Here is a 17,688-nt window from a genome sequence, read left to right as displayed (position 1 = left end):
ATTAATCCGACGTTTCTCGTGAATTAAGCCGGCTACGTACAGGTGTAAGTTATTTTTAGTCTTGGTTAAGTTATTGATTTAAATTATCAATTATTAAAATGAAGGGGTTATCCAGAGGCTCGGCATGGATGCGCTGTAGCCAATCTCCTACAACGCTTTAATCGTTTCAGCCATGCACCTTCGATCAAGGCCTATCAATCCATTTGAATGTCCGGGTTTCGGGTGTCAGACACCCCTCGGCGGCCATGCTCCAATCCGGCAACTTCGGCGTAATGGGCCACCTCTGCGCGGCCAGTGCCTGACCCCCATGAGAAGGATCTTATGCAGTATTCCTCCAGCCAGCCGGCCCGCTTCCCCCTCACTGGCGCCCAACAAGACATTTGGCTCGACCAACTGCGCGTGGGCGATTCGCCGCTGTACAACATTGGCGGCTATCTGGATTTTGCCGGCACCGTCGAGCCCGAACACATGCAGCATGCTGTCGCACTGCTGGTGGCCCGTCACGATGCACTTCGCACCCAACTGCACACCGACGCCAATGGCCTGCCTGGGCAAACATTCGCCCCGGAGCTGAAGGTGGAAATGGCGCTGCATGATTTCTCCGCGCTGCCCGACCCATCCGCGGCAAGCCAAACCTTGATGCAGGCGCAAATGGCTCGGCCCTACGCCCTGAGCGGCGAGCCACTGTGCCGTTTTTTCCTGGTCAAACTTGATGATGATCACTACCGCCTCGGTACCCAGGCTCATCACCTGATCCTCGACGGCTGGGGCTTCGGCCAGATGCTGCAATCCCTCGCGCAGCTCTACAGCGCCCTGGAGCAGGGGCACGCCACCGAGCCACTGGCGCCTTCCTACATCGACTTTATCGACACCGACCAACGCTACCTGCAATCGGCCCGCTACGCCCGCGACCGTGATTATTGGCTGGGCAAATACCAGGTGCTGCCCGAGCCGCTGCTCACCCCCAGGCACAACACCAAGACGTCGAGCAACACCTGGGTGCAGGGCTTTCCGGTGCAGTTGCTCAACCGCATGGAGCAGGTTGCCAACCACTACCAGGCGTCGGCCTTTCATGTGTTGCTGGCGGCGATGTATGTGTATTTCACCCGCACCAGCCAACGGCAGGAATGGGGAGTGGGCCTGCCGATTCTCAACCGCTCCAACGCGCGTTTTCGCGCCACTGTGGGCCTCTTCACCCAGGTCAGCGCGGTACGTTTTGCGTTCAACGAGGGCGTGTCTTTCGGTGCTCTGGTACGGGGCATCCGTGATCAGCTCAAGCAGGATTTTCGTCATCAGCGCTTCCCGTTGAGTGAGATGAACCGCGAGCTGGGCTTGCGCCGAACAGATCGCGGGCAACTCTTCGACGTGTCGGTATCGTTCGAGCCGGACGACCACGACCTGCGCTTCGGTCAGGTCCAGGCCCGCGCGATCAAAGTCTCCAATCACCATGAAGCGCTACCGCTCGCCATTCACTTGCGCAGCAACCGTTACCAGGACAATGCGTGGCTGCATTGCGTCTACAACGAGGCGTATTTCCAGGCGCACGATGTGCAGGCGTTGGCCCAGCGTTTCATCGGGCTGCTGGAGCAGGGGCTGGAGGACACTGCGCTGACCATCGGCGAGTTTTGCATGCTGCTGCCCGAGGAGCAGGCCCGACTACTGCACTGGAACGCCACCGCGCAGCCCAACGCTACGCCGCAAACCCTGCACCAGCGTATCGAGGCCCAGGCCGCACGCACGCCCCACGCGATTGCGGCGGTGTATCAGGACCGCTCACTGAGCTACACCCAACTCAACCGCCAGGCTAATGCACTGGCCCATCAATTGGTGGCATTCGGCGTACAGCCCGATGACCGTGTGGCGATCCTGGCCCGGCGTGGCCTTGACACCCTGGCGGGGCTGTTGGCGATCCTCAAGGCCGGCGCCTGCTACGTGCCGCTGGACCCGGCCCATCCCGGCGAACGCCTGGAGTACCTGCTGCACGACAGCGCGCCTGCGGCCATCCTGACTCAGCGCGATTTACGCCAGCGTCTGCCCGTCTCGACGGTACCGGTGATCGCGCTGGAGCCTGGCAGCGCATCCATCGACAGTAACCCTCAGGTTGCCGTCACGCCGTCGAACCTGGCTTATGTGATTTACACCTCGGGTTCCACTGGGTTGCCCAAGGGTGTGATGGTCGAACATCACAGCGTGTCGAACCTGGTGGACTGGCATTGCCAAGCGTTCGACCTGCATGCGGGCAGCCACACTGCCAGCGTCGCCGGCTTCGGTTTTGATGCCATGGCCTGGGAAGTCTGGCCGGCGTTGTGCGTGGGGGCGACCTTGCACCTGCCACCGGCCCATGAAGGCGCGGAAGATATCGACGCGTTGCTCGGCTGGTGGCGCTCGCAACCATTGGATGTGTGTTTCCTGCCCACGCCTGTGGCCGAATATGCGTTCAGCCAGGGGCTGGGGCATCCCACCTTGCGCACCTTGCTGATCGGCGGCGACCGCCTGCGCACCTTCACCCAGGCGCAGACGTTTGCGGTGGTGAACAACTATGGCCCCACCGAAGCCACCGTTGTGGCGACCTCGGGGCGCGTTGAGGTGGGCCAGCCGTTGCATATCGGCGCGCCGGTCGCCAATGCCCGCGTCTACCTGCTGGACGCGCAGCAACGCCCGGTGCCGATTGGCGTGGCGGGGGAGTTGTATGTCGGCGGCAAGGGCGTGGCGCGGGGGTACCTGAACCGTGCCGAGTTGAGTGCCGAACGGTTTATCGACGACCCTTTCAGCGGCGGTCGCATGTACCGCACCGGCGACCTGGCGCGCTGGCTGCCAGACGGCAATCTCGACTACCTGGGGCGCAATGACGACCAGGTAAAAATCCGTGGCGTGCGCATCGAACTGGGGGAAATCGAGTCGGCCCTGGCCAGCCATCCGGCGCTTCAGGACGCGGTGGTGCAGTTTCGCGACGGGCAATTATGGGCGTGGTTTGTGCCCCGTCAGCCTGTGGAAATCGAAGTGCTGCGCACTCACCTGCAAGCCTCGCTGCCGGACTACATGCTGCCGGCGGCTTACGTGTGCCTCGACGCGTTGCCCCTCACCGCCAACGGCAAGCTCGACCGCCGAGCCTTGCCGTCACCGACCCAGGAAGCCTTTATCACCCGCCGCTTCGAAGCGCCACAAGAGGGCGTGGAGACCACACTGGCGCAGATCTGGGCCGAGTTGCTGAATGTGCAGCCAGTGGGCCGCCATGACCATTTCTTCGAGCTGGGCGGGCATTCGCTGTTGGCGGTGCAACTGGTGCAGCGCATGCGCGAGGCCGGCCTGCGCGCCGATGTGCAAGTGCTGTTCGGCCAGCCCACCCTGGCGGCGCTGGCGGCGGCGTGTGTCGGTCACGAAAAGGCGGTGCCGGCCAATCGAATCCCGGCCGGTTGCACCCATATCACCAAGGATTTGCTCGTTCTTGCCGAACTTGACCAAACCAGCCTCGACCGCATCGTCGCCGGCATCCCTGGCGGCGCCGCCAACGTGCAGGATATCTATCCGCTGGCGCCGTTGCAGGAAGGGTTGCTCTACCACCACCTCACCGATGCGCACGACCCGTACCAGCAACAAGCGCTGTTCAGCTTCGCGCGCCGCGAGCAGCTGGATGCCTTCGCCAGTGCCCTGCAACAGGTGATCGATCGCCACGATATTTTGCGCACCAGCCTGGTGTGGGATGCCCTGGAACAACCGATGCAGGTGGTGTGGCGCCAGGCGCAGCTGCGAGTTGAAGTGCTGCGCGAACCGGCGCAACCCCTGGACTTGCGCCAGGCGCCGCTGATGGCCCTGGATTACGCCGAGGAGCCCCAGCACCAGCGCTGGGTCGCCAGGCTGCGCTTTCATCATCTGGTCAACGATGCCACGTCGACCACGCTGCTGGTGGACGAGATTCGTGCCCATCTGCTGGGTCAACAGGCGCAGCTGCCTGTGCCCGTGCCTTATCGCAACATGGTCGCGCAGGCCCGCTCAACGGCTCGCCAGGCGGCGCACGAGGCGTTCTTTCGAGAGCGTCTGGCGGATGTCGATGAGCCGACCTTGGCGTTCGGCCTACAGAAGCGTCAGGCCCTGCGTGCCGAGACCGAAGAGGCGCAGCGCTCGCTCAGCGACGCGCTCAATCTGCGCCTGCGCAGCCAGGCACGAGCCCTGGGGGTCAGTGCCGCGAGCCTTTTCCACCTGGCCTGGGCTCAGGTGCTCAGCCGTGTCGCCGGCCGCGAAGATGTGGTGTTCGGTACCGTGCTGCTCGGCCGCTTGCAAGCCGGCGAGGGGGCCGAGCGGGCCTTGGGCATGTTTATCAACACCTTGCCGCTGCGCCTGCGCCTGGCCGGGAAAAACGTGGCGGATGCGCTGCACGACACTCACGCGCAACTGAGCGCTTTGCTCGCCCATGAACAGGCGTCCCTGGCGTTGGCCCAGCGTCGCAGCGGCGTGCCGGAACTGTTCAACAGTTTGCTCAACTATCGTCACACCTCGGCGGACCCTGGGCTGAACCTTGTGCCGGGCATTGCCTTGCTTAGCAGTGAAGACATCCTCAGTTACCCGTTGATGCTCACGGTGGACGACACGGCCAGCGGCTTCCGGCTCAAGGTCATGGCCCCGGACACAGTGGGCGCTGAACCTGTCTTGAGCTACTTCGACACCGCGCTGAATGGCCTGCTGGACGCATTGGAACGCACGCCGGATATGCCGCTGCGCGGTGTGCAGGTGCTGCCCGCGAGCCAGTTGCACACTCTATTGGTGGACTTCAACGCAACCTCCACCGACTACCCACAAACGCTGACCGTGCAAGCGCTGTTTGAAGCCCATGCGCGGCGAAACCCCGATGCCATTGCGGTGCAGGCGGGTCAGCACGCATTGACCTACCGCCAACTCAACGAACGTGCCAACCAACTGGCTTTTCACTTGCGTGAGCACGGCGTACAACCGGACTCGCGGGTGGCGTTGTGCGTGGAGCGTGGGTTGGACTTGGTGGTGGGCTTATTGGGAATTCTCAAGGCGGGCGGCGCCTACGTGCCGCTCGACCCAGGTTACCCACGCGAGCGCCTGGCCTACATGCTCACAGACAGCCAGCCAGTGGCACTGTTGGTACAAGCTGCCACTCGCGAAGGGGTGGGCGATGTCTCGATCCCGCTGATCGACTTCGACCACTGCACCTGGAATCAGGCGCCAATCGACAATCCAAGCGTGCCAGGCTTGAGCGTCGCCAATCTCGCCTACGTGATGTACACCTCGGGCTCCACCGGCACGCCCAAGGGTGTGATGATCGAGCACCGTGGCCTGGGCAACCTGTTGCATTGGGGCTCGCAACTGTGCCCGAACGCCGAAGGCGGCGCCTTGTTGCAGCGCGCGCCGTTCAGCTTCGATGGTTCTGTGTGGGAGCTGTTCTGGCCGTTGAGCAACGGCATGCGCCTGGTGTTGGCGCGGCCCGATGGGCACCGTGAACCGGCGTACCTGGCCCAGGTGATTCGTGAGCAGCAGATCAGGGTGATCCAGTTCGTGCCCGCCATGTTGCAGCAGTTTCTGGACCTGGACGAATCGGCCCTGTGCACCAGCCTCACCGATATAGTGTGCGGCGGTGGCGAACTCACCGCCGCCTTGGCCCGTGGCGTGCAGGCGCGCTTGCCCACGGTGCGCTTGCATAACGTGTACGGCCCCACCGAAGCCACGGTGGACAGCTGCGCCTGGACCCTCGAACCCGGCGCGCCGGTGCCCGCCTTGCAACTGCCGATTGGCCGCGCCATCAACAACACCCGCCTGTATGTCCTGGACGCTCATGATGCGCCGGTGCCCATGGGTATCAGCGGCCAACTGCACATCGGCGGCGTCGGCGTTGCCCGTGGTTACCTGGGCTTGGAACAGCTGACCGCCGAACGTTTCATCGAAAGCCCCTTCGTGCCCGGCGACCGCCTGTATCGCACCGGCGACCTGGTGCGCTACCTGCCAGACGGCACTCTTGAATTCCTTGGGCGTAACGACTTCCAAGTCAAGCTGCGCGGTGTGCGCCTGGAGCTGGGAGAGATCGAAGCACACCTGGCCGCCCACCCGGCGCTGCACGAGGTGGCGGTATTGATTCGCGATGAGCGCCTGGTGGCCTACTTCACCCTGCGCGGCCAGGCGCCGAGCCTGCAAGCCTTGCGTGACCATGTGCTGGAGCACCTGCCGGAATACATGGTGCCGGCCGCCTTCGTGCAACTCGACGCACTGCCCCTCAACCCCGCCGGCAAACTCGACCGCAAGGCCCTGCCGGCGCCAGGGCTGGAGGCCGTGCTTAGCCGAGCCTACGAAGCGCCAGTGGGCGAGATGGAAACCCTGATGGCCGGGATCTGGGCTGACGTGTTGAAGCTCGAACGGGTAGGGCGCCATGACCACTTCTTTGAACTGGGCGGGCACTCCCTGTTGGCAGTGAACCTGGTAGCCCGCCTGCGCAAGGCCGGGCTGGACGTGGACGCCCGCACCTTGTTCAGCCAGCCCACGCTGGCACAACTGGCCGCGAAAACGGCGGCGCAGGCCCCGCGCGTGGAAGCTCCCCAAGCCGCCATCCCCCAACTCAACCGCCGTCGACGGATTTAGCTGACTTGTGGTGAGGGGAGCTTGCGGTGGAAGCGGGCTTGCTCGCGAAAGCGGCCTGACAGCCGGCATTGATCCAACTGATGCCCTGCGAACCCATGTGGGAGCTGGCTTGCCTGCGATGGCATCGACTCGGTGCGCCTGAACTACCAAGGTATTTGCATCAATACCAATGTAGGAGCGCGCTTGCTCGCGAAAAACCTCAACGATAACGCGTGCCTCCTGAATAAACGCGGCGCCTGTGAGTTTTTTGTGAGCAAGCTCGCTCCTACAGAGAGCGATCTGCCGTCGTCTTGGCAATCTCCAACAAATGCCACACCGCCAGGATCTTCGCCCGCCCCGGGCTATCCAGCAGCTCACCACAATCGAGCGCCGTTGCCAAAGCGCTGTCGAGCAAGCTGGCGGTGTAGAGCAAGGTATCTTCAAACCAGGTCGTCGATGGCGCGGTTGGATGTGCCACGGTCTTTTGCGGGATCGAGGGGTGGATCGGGTAGGACTTTATTCATGTTGTAGCTCCGCCTTGGATAGGAGACGACACCCGCCGCGTCTAAACGAGGGACACGGCTTGCTGGCCTTTTAAAGTGTTTGAAGGCGCTAACTCGGCGGACCACTTGTCGGATTTATTACTTTTTATTTGTAATTTTACGTCGCTTCCTATGGAGAACTCGCCAGGGAAGGGTTGTTGAATTCCGAAGTTGGCAACTTCTAAGATGTTATTTTATGAGGAAATAATTTGGTGTGTGAAAGTTAATTCATTGTGTCTTCTTTATGACAATTGTTGGTTTTCTGATTTTAATGAGTGAAAGTTCTTAATTGGGTGTGACCGAATTCCTACAAGGGTAAATTGCTTTTGTTGCAAGTTTCTTTTTGTCTACTAGATTATGGGTGGTACTTCAGTTTGCATTTTTTGTTTTTGTCTCGCTTGGATAAAATGGTGCCATTTCATGAGGTGAGCTATGCATATCTACCCATTATCTAAGCCTTTCTTGCTGGCAAAGCTTTTTATTAAGGAACAATTGAAAGAGCCGGTCGCCCTATTGTGGATCGTAATATCCCCAGTGGTAACCTTCTACTTGATTACTTACGCTGGGTACACTGGCGGAGAATCTTTACGTGACTACGCATCTGCCACTTCATGGTTTTACGCTTTTATTTCTTCAAGCGTGGCACTTTTTGGTTTGGCGTTTTATATAGTAGGGCGAAGAGAAAGTGGTTTTTTGCGCTCCTTTGTGTATACAAAACGTACTAAGATCACCTTTCTCGCTGGGCAGTTTTTAGCGTACTCATTTATGTCGCTGATTTATTGTTCGGTATTTTATGTGCTGACGCGGGGCTATTTTGGTTTGATGGCCTTGGAAGAGTGGTTGGTTATTGTTGGTCGTTTCTATATGTGTTTTTTGCTTTTTTCTACGCCATCCTTATTGTTGACGCTGGTGCCCATAGGCTTTCAAAATACTAATACTCTTTTCTCCATATTATCAGTCTCTATGTTGGCGCTGGGTATCGGTAGCCTTAGCACCTCGTATTCACTATTTAACGTAATCGATCTTTTTAATCCGATGGGGTGGGCCAATCGCCTGATGTTGGTGGGGGTGACCGGGTCCGCTACATTGGTAGCGTCGATTTTAGGAATGATCATTGTCACAGGGTGGTTTGTGTTCCGATTTTTACTCATCAACCCCGTTTGGAGTCGGTACTGATGAAACGGCTAATCGTGGATGCACTGGACGTTAGGTACGGTCAGCATATTTTATTCAAGAGTGCCTCATTGGAAGTCGAGGCCGGCACAATGATAGGTTTGTTGGGGCCTAATGGTTCCGGAAAAACTACGTTTTTTGACGTGATCTGTGGCCTGAAGAAAATGAATGGAGGTGAAGTGCAACATTCATTTTCCAAGCTACTTTACCTTTCACAGATCATCGCCACGCCTCCAGTATTTCGAATGTTCGATGTTTTTAACATGATGATGCTTTTTTGCTCCGATACGCGCGTTACCCAGCGGCACGCCTTGGAGAAAATTGAAAAGTGGAGCCCTGGTATTGCTGAACGCTATTGCGAAATCTGGAAGAAGAAATCATCCCTTTGCAGCTATGGCGAAAAGCGTTGGTTTTTCACCTTGTCGTTATTGTCCGTTAACGCAGACCTTGTGATTTTGGATGAGCCCACTGCAGGCGTTGACCCGGAGTTCCGTTACCACATTTGGCGGTGTTTGGAGGGAGCGACGGCGGAAGGTGTGGCGATACTTGTGTCGTCGCATAACATTGACGAGATCGTCACTCACTGCGATGACTTTTACATGCTAAGCCAACAACGCTTTAATCGGTTTTCCAATGCCGAGGGATTTTTAAGCAGGTACGGCGGCAGTACTTTGGATGAGGCATTTATTCACGCGGCGAGTCTGCCCAGAACTTGAGATGCTGGTATCGGTGTCTGAATGCCTGCGAGATGGGAACGGGTTTCTCCGCGATAGTGGTCCTCGATGGAGATATCACCATAGCGGGCAAGCTGACGCTTATCAGTTGAGACTGACCGGTAACTGTAGCGAGGGAGCTTGATCCCGTGACGGCCTGACAGCCGATATTGATTCGACTGATGCCCTGCGAACCCATGTGGGAGCTGGCTTGCCTGCGATGGCCATAGGTATCTACACAACTTTGTAGCCTGTAGCCGCCGACGGTAACCACGATGCGAAGCGAGCCGCTCTTGATCTTGATCTGCTTTTGATCTTAGGCGCCCCGTTAAACCACGCTGTCGGATTACGGGAACACCGAGACTAGGCGAGGTGCCGAGTGGTGGGGCAAGAGCCTTTTGGTTACTTTTGGCTGGGCCGGCATCCCGGCTCTTTTCAACAGTGACCCGCTGTAAAAGCGGAACCAATAGCAGCCATTACCGCAGGAACCGATATGTACGCGGTCTGACCCGAGATACTGGTTGGCTTTAAGGCCGCCTTCGCAGGCAAGCCAGCTCCCACATGGGTTCGCGGGGCATCAGTTATATCAGCGTCGGCTGTCAGGCCGTCGCGGGAGCAAGCTCTCTCGCCACAGGTCCGGCGTCGCATTAAAGTTGTGTAGATATCTATGCTGCGATGGCATCGACCCGGTTCGCCTGAACTACCAAGGTATTTGCATCAATACCAAGGTAGGAGCGATCCACCGTCGTCTTGGCAATCGCCAACAAATGCCACACCGCCAGAATCTTCGCCATGAAAAAAGGCCAGCAAACAAAGTACCTCAGCGTGTCCCCGGAACAAACGCCACACTGCCTCCCTCACGCGCCTTGAACAACCGCTCCCCATTATCCGGTTGCGTCGTCACCACTTGATGATCTACCCCCAGGAACGCCAACGGCGCGGGCTCGTCCTTGGAATACTGCGCGACGATTATCGTGCGTTGCGGATCAAACCCCTGGCCGCTGGTTTTCTCCAGCCAGGCCATGAATGCGGCGCTGTCGCCCTGGCGCGGGAAGTCCTGGCTTTCGCTGACGTAGTAGAAAGGTTTGCCGTGGTTTTGCAGGTACATGGGCAGTTTGTTGTCGACCTCTACCAGCACCAGTTGCCATTGGTTCCAGGGTGCGCTTTTTTCTGCCTGGGCTTGCAGGTCGGCGGCGAAGCGGGTGACGCCGCCGTTGCCGTTGGTCCAGGGGTAGATCACGCCCAGCACCAGCAAGAGCAGGCCTGCGCTGAGGCCAAAACCTGTTTGCCAGCGCGGCCAGCTCGAAGGTTTTTTGTGCAGGCGCTCACTCAACCACCAGGCGCCGAGCAGTTGGGCAAAGGGCACCAGCGGCAACACGTAGTAGCTGCGGCGGCTGCCGCTGGCGGTGAAGAATACAAACAACAGGGCCAGGCCCCACACCAGCCAGCGTACGTTGGGCGGCGCCTTGCGCCAGTTGCGCACGGCCAGCCACAGGCCAAGTAACCAGCAGGGTGCCCAGGGCAGGGTGTAGACCGGCAGGTAGATCAGGTAGGTGTAGATCGGCCCCATATGGTCGAAGGGGTCGAAGAAACGCACCACGTTTTCGCGGAACACCAGCTCCAGGCCGCTCTCGCCGTAAGTAGGGGCGCCGTAGCGGTGGGACAGCACAAAGGGAATCGCATACGCCACGCCGGCGATGAGCAGGGCCAGCACCAGGCGCGGGTTGAGGTGGCGTTTGTAGCGGTGTTCGCTGAGCAGGTGTGGCAGCAGTACCAACCCTGGCAGCACCACGCCGATCAAGCCTTTGAACAGCGAGGTGGCGGCCAGCAACAGGAAAAACACCGTGTAGCGCCCCAGCCGCGTGTCATCCGGCCCGCGCCAATACCACCACACCGCTGCCAGTACGCCGCACACGGTGAGGACATCGGCGGTGGCCACGCGGGCCCAGAACAGGAAGTAGAAGGTGGTGGCGAGCATCCACCCGGCAATCAGCCCGGTGCCTTTTCGAAACAGGCGTTCACCGATCAGGTACACCAGCCAGATGCTCAACCACGCGGCAATCACCGATGACAGGCGCAGCGACCACGGGCCGAGGCCGCCGAGCAGATGGGCAAACCCGGTGATCAGCCAGTAGGAGGGCAAGGGTTTGTCGTAATACGGCATGCCTTTGAGATACGGGTCGAAATAGTCACCGTTTTGCAGCATCTGCAAGGCGATATTCGCCCAGCGCGTTTCCGGCCCCCACAGGTCGCGGCTGCCCAGGCCCAGCAAGAGCAGCAAGGCCGAGGTGCCCAGCAGTAACACCAGGGCGCCGCGTTCGGTTTTCCAGAAACTCATGGGATGTTCCCCGTGGCAGGCGCTGCATTCAAGGTTGTTGGGAGTAAATCGTCAGTACCAGGTTGCCCTTGCGATAGCGTTTGCCGCCGGGCGGCAACTGCCCTTCTTCGCGGTGTTCGCTGGTGCTCTTGACCTGCATCAGCACGCCGACCGACCCGTCTCGGCGGGCCTCGGCCAACCAGGCCTGGATACTGTCTGGCGTGACCTTGCGCTGTGCCGCGTCTTCGTAGTTCAAGCCATAGCGCAGCTCGCCCTGGGTGTTATAAAACGCCACATCGGGCCGGCGCAGGCGCCAGGTCAAGGCCGATGCCAGGCCCAGGTCATTGCTCAGCAAAGCACGGGTAGGTTGCAGTTCGTCCAGATGTTCCAGTACGAATTGGTCGGGCATCTCGTTATCTTCGATCAGGGCCGGCATGCCCGCCGGTAGCAATGCCACCAGCAAACCAATGCCCAGGGCAGGCATCGCCCACAACGTCAGCGGGCGCACCGCTTGCAACAGGTTGGCGAGGATCCAGCCCAGCAGCACGATAAACGTCAGGGACAGGTTGAACATCTCCGCATGGCTATTGCCGTACAGCGGGTGGGTGATTTGCAGGTAGATCAGCGCCACCATGGCTGTCATGCCAAGCACGAAATTGAGCGCGCCGTTGATGACTAGCGTGCGGGCCTTGCCTTGCTTGATCAGGTCGATCAGACCGTGGCCCATTAACAAGGCCAGGGGCAACAGGCACGGCATGATGTAGGTCGGCAATTTGCCTTTGCTCAGGCTGAAAAAGCCCAGGGGAAGCAGCAGCCACAGGGCGAGAAAGGCAATCGCCGGCTGGCGCTTTTCCTGCCAGGTTTTTAGCAGGGTGCCGGGTAGCAAGGCAGCCCACGGCAGGCACGCCACCACCATGATTGGCAGGAAGAACCACAGCGGCCGCGCATGCTGTGCGTTGTCGGCGGCAAAGCGGCGGATATGCTCATGCCAGAAAAAGAAATGCCAGTAATCTGGTTCGCACAGGTGGATCGCCAGGGCCCATGGCAGGCACACCAGCACGGCAACCAGCACCGCCAGCGGCCCGTAGCGCATCAACTCACCGACGCGCCGCTGCCAGACCAGATAGGGCACGGCGATCAACACCGGCAACAGCCAGGCCAGGAACCCTTTGGTCATGAACCCCATGGCGCAGGCCACGCCCAACACCGCCCAGGCACCCAGGCGTTCCCATGGCGTGCGGCAGTCCAGGGCAAACCACAACGCCACCAGGCTCAGGTTCACCCACAGGGTGAATTGCGGGTCGAGATTGGCATACCCGGCTTGCCCGGCCACCAGGCCAAAACTCAGGTAGAGCAGGGCGCAGGCAAAGCTCTTGCGCGGCTCGTTCCACACGCGACGGGCGAGCAGGTAGGCCAGCACCACACTCAGGCCCGTGCTCAGCACTGAGGCGATGCGCACGCCGAACAGGTTTTCACCGAACACCGCCTGGCCAAGGGCGATCAGCCAATAGCCGGCGGCGGGCTTCTCGAAATAACGCACGCCCATGAAGTGCGGCGCCACCCAGTTACCGCTCATCAGCATTTCCTGGCTGACCTGGGCGTAGCGGGTTTCGTCCGGCGTCCATAAACCGTGAAAGCCCAGGGGCAACAGGAAGAACACGGCAACGCCCAGCAATAGCCAGGACACAGGGTTTATGCGGGGCATGCGCACATCGCTCCATAACGTTCAAGTACGGGCAATGGCGGTATTAACTTAATAGGGCGAAGCATCGTAAGGATCACTAAGTTGTTGTTGGAGAGCATAACTAACAGGCGCGGCTAAACATGCCAGAGTGGGGCTGTCATTTTGCTGAACGTCTCAAGGCTTAATATGTAAACAAGTGTAATTAAAGTTGTTTAAGTGCGGCGGTCCACTCTTCGCTGTTCATGGTGCCCATGGCCTTGAAGGTGCCGTTGGGCAGCACCTTGACGAACAGTGCGCTGCCGTACTCTGCAGCGGCTGCGTGAGGGAAGCCGAGGCTGGTCTGGAAGTCGCTCATGCAGGCGCTGTGGGTGATCAGCATCAGGTTGCGTCCCGGCTGTTTGTGGCCGAGGATTTCACCGCCCATGGCGTCGCCGCAGATGGCCAGCGGGCCGGGGGACAGCTCGGTCTTGCCGAACATGAACAGTGACGTCTGGGCGGTTCGCGTGGTGGGGCTGCTGAGCACGTCGGTCAGAGCCATGCCCAATGAATCAAAGGCTTTGCCCAGTTCAACAGCGCGTTCAGTGCCGTTGATGGTCAGGCCATCGGCAGGGCCGAAGCAGGGGTTGGCCGAGCGGTCGCAGCGCTCCTCATGGCGCACCAGCACCACCAGCTCACCCTCACGCCAACTGGCGAGCACCCCGGAGGTCACCAGGCGATTGCCCACGCCCAGGTCCAGGGGCGAGCTGGGCCAGAATAAAAAAAACGTCAACAACAAGGCGGTAACGCTGATGCCAAGCAGGTGCAGGCGGTATTTTCTCAGGCGTTTTAACCTTGACCTTTTGGGTTGGGGATTGGCCAGGATCATGTCTGCCACGCTGTTCATCCTCGGCACTGTTTATTGTGTTTATAAAAAGGCGGCACAACTGGGCAGTTGCCCTTGGTGAGGCAGGAGACTGTCACAACTCCGCTGTCTTTTTGCTGAACACTTGCATGTCAGGAGTGTCACTTGGATTAACTAATAAGTTGTGAGTCACTACGAGTTGGCGGGCACTTTAAAGTTCGGTGGATGGGCAGACGGTGAAATCCATGTGAAAAATTTGCGTAGGCACGAGCGTCAGCCGTTATTCTCATTGCTGGTCCTTCAGATGAGCGTTCTTATGTTGCAGGTGCAAGGTGTTGTTAAAAACTACGCGACCCCGCAAGGCCCGCTGACCGTTCTGGCTGGCGTCGACCTGCACCTGGGTGAACGCAGCAGCCTGGCGCTGATGGGCGAATCGGGCAGTGGCAAAAGCACCTTGCTGCACCTGGTGGCTGGGTTGGACCGAGTGGACGCCGGCAGCATCCGCATCGGCGAGCAGCGCCTTGACCAACTCAACGAAGGGCAACTGGCCCATTGGCGCCGCACGCAAATCGGCCTGGTCTTCCAGCAGTTCAACCTCATCGGCAGCTTGCGCGTGGAAGACAACCTGGCGTTCCAGGCGCGGCTGGCGGGGCGTTTCGACCCGCACTGGCAAGCGCAATTGGTGGAGCGCCTGGGGCTGGGCGACTTGCTCCGGCGTTACCCCGAGCAACTCTCCGGTGGCCAGCAGCAACGGGTTGCCGTCGGGCGGGCGCTGGCCTCGCGGCCGGGTTTGTTGCTGGCTGACGAACCCACCGGCAACCTCGACGAAGCCACCAGCGATGAAGTGCTGCAACTGCTGTTGGACCTGCTGCGGGACAGCCCCACCAGCCTGCTGATGGTCACCCACAGCCCGCGCCTGGCCGCACGGCTTGACCGGCAAGTGGTGCTGCACCGTGGGCGTGTCGTGCCGATGGACGCTCGCTGAGATGGCGCTGTTTTACTGGACGCTGCGCGCGTTGCTGAGCCACTGGCGGCGTCATCCGGTGCAATTTTTCAGCGTGCTCACCGGCCTGTGGCTGGCCACCGCGCTACTGACCGGCGTGCAGGCCCTCAACAGCCAGGCGCGGGACAGCTACGCACGTGCCAGCCAATTGATCGGTGGCGAACCCCAAGCCAGCCTGGTTGCGCCGGACGCCGCCAGTTTCCCCCAGGCACTGTTTGCCGAGCTGCGCCGCGCCGGCTGGCCGGTATCCCCGGTGGTGCAGGGGCGGGTGGTGCTCCAGGGGCGTGAGCAGCAGCGTCTGCAACTGATGGGCATCGACCCGGTGTCGTTGCCCGGCAGCGGCAGCGTGGCGGGGCAACGCTTGAGCCAGGCGCAGATGCTGGCGTTTTTCGAGCCGCCGGGGCGTACCTGGGTCGCTGCGCAAACGTTAGAGGCGCTGGGGCTGCAGGCGGGCGAGCAGCCGCTGACGTCCACCGGGCAACGCCTGCCACCGTTGCAGGTACAGGCCGATATGGCGCCCGGCCTGCTGCTGACCGATATCGGCTTTGCCCAACCCCTGCTCAACATGCCTGGGCGCCTGTCGCGCCTACTGTTGGACAACACCTTCGCCGCCCACCACCCCACGCCGCCCGCCGCGTTGCAACTCAAGCAGGGCGAGGACAGCAACCTGTCACGCCTCACCGAAAGCTTTCACCTGAACCTGGATGCGGTGGGTTTTTTATCCTTTGTGGTGGGGCTGTTTATCGTGCATGCGGCCATCGGCCTGGCCCTGGAACAGCGCCGCGGCCTGCTGCGAACCTTGCGCGCCTGTGGGGTCAGCGCACGCATGTTGATCCTGAGCCTGGGCGTCGAATTGGGCGCTTTGGCGGTGTTGAGCGGTGTGCTCGGTATCGCCAGCGGCTACCTGCTGGCCAGCCTGTTGCTGCCGGATGTCGCCGCCAGTTTGCGCGGCCTGTACGGCGCCGAAGTCGCCGGCCAATTGAACTTGAGCCCCTGGTGGTGGCTGGCCGGCCTGGGCGTGAGCCTGCTCGGCGCGTTGCTCGCCGGAGCCAGCAGCCTGTGGCGCGCAGCGCGTTTGCCGTTACTGGCGCTGGCCAACGCCCAAGCCTGGCATCAAGCCCATGGGCGCTGGCTGCGGCGCCAGGGGTGGGTGGCGTCCGCGGCCCTGGCGATCGCGTTGTTGGCGCTGTGGCTGGGCGATAGCCTGGCCGCCGGGTTTGTGCTGATGGCGGCCTTGCTGTTGGGCGCGGCGTTGGCATTACCGGTGCTGCTCAACGGGTTATTGAAAGCGGTGCTGGGGCGTAGTCGCTCGGTACTGGGCCAGTGGTTCCTGGCCGATTGCCGCCAGCAACTACCGGCCTTGAGCCTGGCGCTGATGGCGTTGCTGTTGGCCCTGGCGGCGAATATCGGCGCCGGCTCCATGACCTCGGGCTTTCGCCAGACCTTCACCCATTGGCTGGAGCAACGCCTCACCGCCGAGCTGTACCTCAACCCACAAAATCCGCAGCAGGCCGAGCAACTGAAGACGTGGTTGACCCGCCAGCCCCTGGTGCAGGCCGTACTGCCCGCCTGGCAGGTGGCGGTGCAACTGCAAGGCTGGCCCGCGGAGGTGTTCGGCGTGGTCGACAACCCCACTTATCGTCAACACTGGCCGCTGCTGGAGGCGGTGGACGCGCCCTGGGACCGCTTGCTGCAAGACGACAGCCTGATGCTCAGCGAACAACTGGCGCGACGCCTGAAGGTGCAACTGGGCGACACGGTTTCCATCCCCACGCCGCAGGGCACCTGGGCGCCGAAGATCGTCGGCATCTACGCCGACTACGGCAACCCCAAGGGCCATCTGCTGGTCAATGCCCGGCACCTGTTGGCGCATTGGCCGACGCTCTCACCGGCACGCTTCAACCTACGGGTAGCGCCCGCCGACGTGCCGTCGCTGATCCGTGAAGTGCAGCGTGAGTTCGCCCTGGAAGACAGCCGCATCGTCGACCAACAGCAACTCAAGGGGTGGTCCAGCCAGGTCTTCGAACGCACCTTCGCTGCCACTGCCGCGTTGAACAGCCTGACCCTTGGCGTCGCCGGCGTGGCGTTGTTCATCAGCCTGCTGACCCAGAGCCAAAGCCGACTCGGCCAACTCGCGCCGTTGTGGGCGCTGGGCGTGACTCGCCGACAATTGATGCTGCTCAACCTCGGCCAGACCTGGCTGCTGGCGGTACTCACGTTGATCCTGGCGTTGCCGCTGGGGCTGTTGCTGGCGTGGTGCCTGGATGCGGTGATCAACGTGCAGGCCTTCGGCTGGCGCCTGCCGCTGCAGGTATTCCCCGGGCAGCTTGCGCAATTGCTGGGGCTGGCGATGCTTGCCACCTTGCTCGCGTCGGCCTGGCCCTTATGGCAGTTGTACCGCAGCCGTCCGGCGGATTTGTTGAGGACGTTCGCCCATGAAGATTAAGGCATTGGCGTGCATCGCCTGGTTACTGCTGAGCGGCTGCGACCAGGCGCCCGCACCCGAGGACAGTTTCGCCGGGCTGGGCAGCGATGCGGCGGACTTTGCCCAAGTGGTGCCCGGCAAAGTCTTCAGTTTTCCCGAGGACCACGGGCCCCACGACGGCTTTCGTATCGAATGGTGGTACGTCACGGCCAACCTCAAGGATGCCCAGGGCAATGTCTTCGGCGTGCAATGGACGCTGTTTCGCAACGCATTGAAGGCCGGCCCCGTCCAACCGGGCTGGCGCGATTCAACCGTGTGGCTCGGCCACGCCGCCGTCACCTCCGCCACCCGCCACTACGCCGCCGAACGCCTGGCCCGGGGTGGCGTCGGCCAGGCGGGGGCTCAGGCAGAGCCGTTCAA

10 protein-coding genes and 1 pseudogene are annotated in these 17,688 nt (G+C 60.9%); 6 read left to right on the top strand and 5 right to left on the bottom strand.

Annotation, left to right across the window (positions count from 1 at the left end):
- The first annotated feature begins 321 nt into the window (after positions 1–321).
- Positions 322–6,591 (top strand): non-ribosomal peptide synthetase, encoded by a 6,270-nt coding sequence (locus GIV26_RS21490; protein WP_236282108.1) that lies wholly within the window; start codon positions 322–324, stop codon positions 6,589–6,591.
- Between the two features lie 265 nt (positions 6,592–6,856).
- Here the strand turns inward: GIV26_RS21490 and GIV26_RS21485 are convergent.
- Positions 6,857–7,094: pseudogene (locus tag GIV26_RS21485) on the bottom strand (DUF6124 family protein).
- Between the two features lie 450 nt (positions 7,095–7,544).
- Between GIV26_RS21485 and GIV26_RS21480 the strand changes: the two are divergent.
- Positions 7,545–8,288, top strand: a complete 744-nt coding sequence (locus GIV26_RS21480) for a hypothetical protein (RefSeq protein WP_054917470.1) — start codon at positions 7,545–7,547, stop codon at positions 8,286–8,288.
- Complete coding sequence (locus tag GIV26_RS21475; protein ID WP_089042199.1) at positions 8,288–9,001, top strand: AAA family ATPase; 714 nt, start codon at positions 8,288–8,290, stop codon at positions 8,999–9,001. Before GIV26_RS21480 ends, GIV26_RS21475 begins: the two co-directional genes overlap by 1 nt.
- Before the next feature lie 662 nt (positions 9,002–9,663).
- Here GIV26_RS21475 and GIV26_RS27155 read toward each other — a convergent pair.
- The 4 genes from GIV26_RS27155 to GIV26_RS21460 form a co-directional block, all read right to left on the bottom strand.
- Entirely contained in the window at positions 9,664–9,792 is a 129-nt protein-coding gene (locus GIV26_RS27155; protein WP_254989796.1) for a hypothetical protein, read from the bottom strand.
- A gap of 26 nt (positions 9,793–9,818) precedes the next feature.
- Entirely contained in the window at positions 9,819–11,336 is a 1,518-nt protein-coding gene (locus GIV26_RS21470; protein ID WP_236282107.1) for an ArnT family glycosyltransferase, read from the bottom strand.
- Positions 11,337–11,364: 28 nt separating this feature from the next.
- A complete protein-coding gene (gene arnT, locus GIV26_RS21465; protein WP_236282105.1) occupies positions 11,365–13,020 on the bottom strand; it encodes a lipid IV(A) 4-amino-4-deoxy-L-arabinosyltransferase in 1,656 nt (551 codons plus the stop codon).
- Between the two features lie 181 nt (positions 13,021–13,201).
- Complete coding sequence (locus GIV26_RS21460) at positions 13,202–13,882, bottom strand: histidine phosphatase family protein (RefSeq protein WP_236282103.1); 681 nt, start codon at positions 13,880–13,882, stop codon at positions 13,202–13,204.
- Positions 13,883–14,156: 274 nt separating this feature from the next.
- On the opposite strand from GIV26_RS21460, the gene GIV26_RS21455 reads away from it, so the two are divergent.
- The 3 genes from GIV26_RS21455 to GIV26_RS21445 all read left to right on the top strand — a co-directional run.
- Positions 14,157–14,825 carry an ABC transporter ATP-binding protein gene (locus GIV26_RS21455; protein ID WP_020301318.1) on the top strand — a complete coding sequence of 223 codons (669 nt, stop codon included), beginning with the start codon at positions 14,157–14,159 and terminating at the stop codon, positions 14,823–14,825.
- A gap of 1 nt (position 14,826) precedes the next feature.
- Positions 14,827–17,289: an ABC transporter permease gene (locus tag GIV26_RS21450; RefSeq protein WP_054897423.1), complete on the top strand. Its 2,463-nt coding sequence runs from the start codon at positions 14,827–14,829 to the stop codon at positions 17,287–17,289.
- Positions 17,279–17,688, top strand: a 410-nt coding sequence (locus GIV26_RS21445) for a lipocalin-like domain-containing protein (protein WP_329610246.1), incomplete at its 3' end; no start/stop codon positions are given. The genes GIV26_RS21450 and GIV26_RS21445, both read left to right, overlap by 11 nt.

The organism is Pseudomonas sp. PA-1-3F, assembly GCF_021609665.1.
Lineage (GTDB): Bacteria > Pseudomonadota > Gammaproteobacteria > Pseudomonadales > Pseudomonadaceae > Aquipseudomonas > Aquipseudomonas paracarnis.
This window is presented reverse-complemented; position numbering and strand designations above follow the sequence as displayed.

What these genes read in the sequence shown, in the direction of transcription:
- GIV26_RS21490 (WP_236282108.1), top strand. Translation starts at nt 322, where the DNA reads ATGCAGTATTCCTCCAGCCAGCCGGCCCGCTTCCCCCTCACTGGCGCC.
- GIV26_RS21480 (WP_054917470.1), top strand. Translation starts at nt 7,545, where the DNA reads ATGCATATCTACCCATTATCTAAGCCTTTCTTGCTGGCAAAGCTTTTT.
- GIV26_RS21475 (WP_089042199.1), top strand. Translation starts at nt 8,288, where the DNA reads ATGAAACGGCTAATCGTGGATGCACTGGACGTTAGGTACGGTCAGCAT.
- GIV26_RS27155 (WP_254989796.1), bottom strand. Translation starts at nt 9,792, where the DNA reads ATGGCGAAGATTCTGGCGGTGTGGCATTTGTTGGCGATTGCCAAGACG.
- GIV26_RS21470 (WP_236282107.1), bottom strand. Translation starts at nt 11,336, where the DNA reads ATGAGTTTCTGGAAAACCGAACGCGGCGCCCTGGTGTTACTGCTGGGC.
- arnT (WP_236282105.1), bottom strand. Translation starts at nt 13,020, where the DNA reads ATGCCCCGCATAAACCCTGTGTCCTGGCTATTGCTGGGCGTTGCCGTG.
- GIV26_RS21460 (WP_236282103.1), bottom strand. Translation starts at nt 13,882, where the DNA reads ATGAACAGCGTGGCAGACATGATCCTGGCCAATCCCCAACCCAAAAGG.
- GIV26_RS21455 (WP_020301318.1), top strand. Translation starts at nt 14,157, where the DNA reads ATGTTGCAGGTGCAAGGTGTTGTTAAAAACTACGCGACCCCGCAAGGC.
- GIV26_RS21450 (WP_054897423.1), top strand. Translation starts at nt 14,827, where the DNA reads ATGGCGCTGTTTTACTGGACGCTGCGCGCGTTGCTGAGCCACTGGCGG.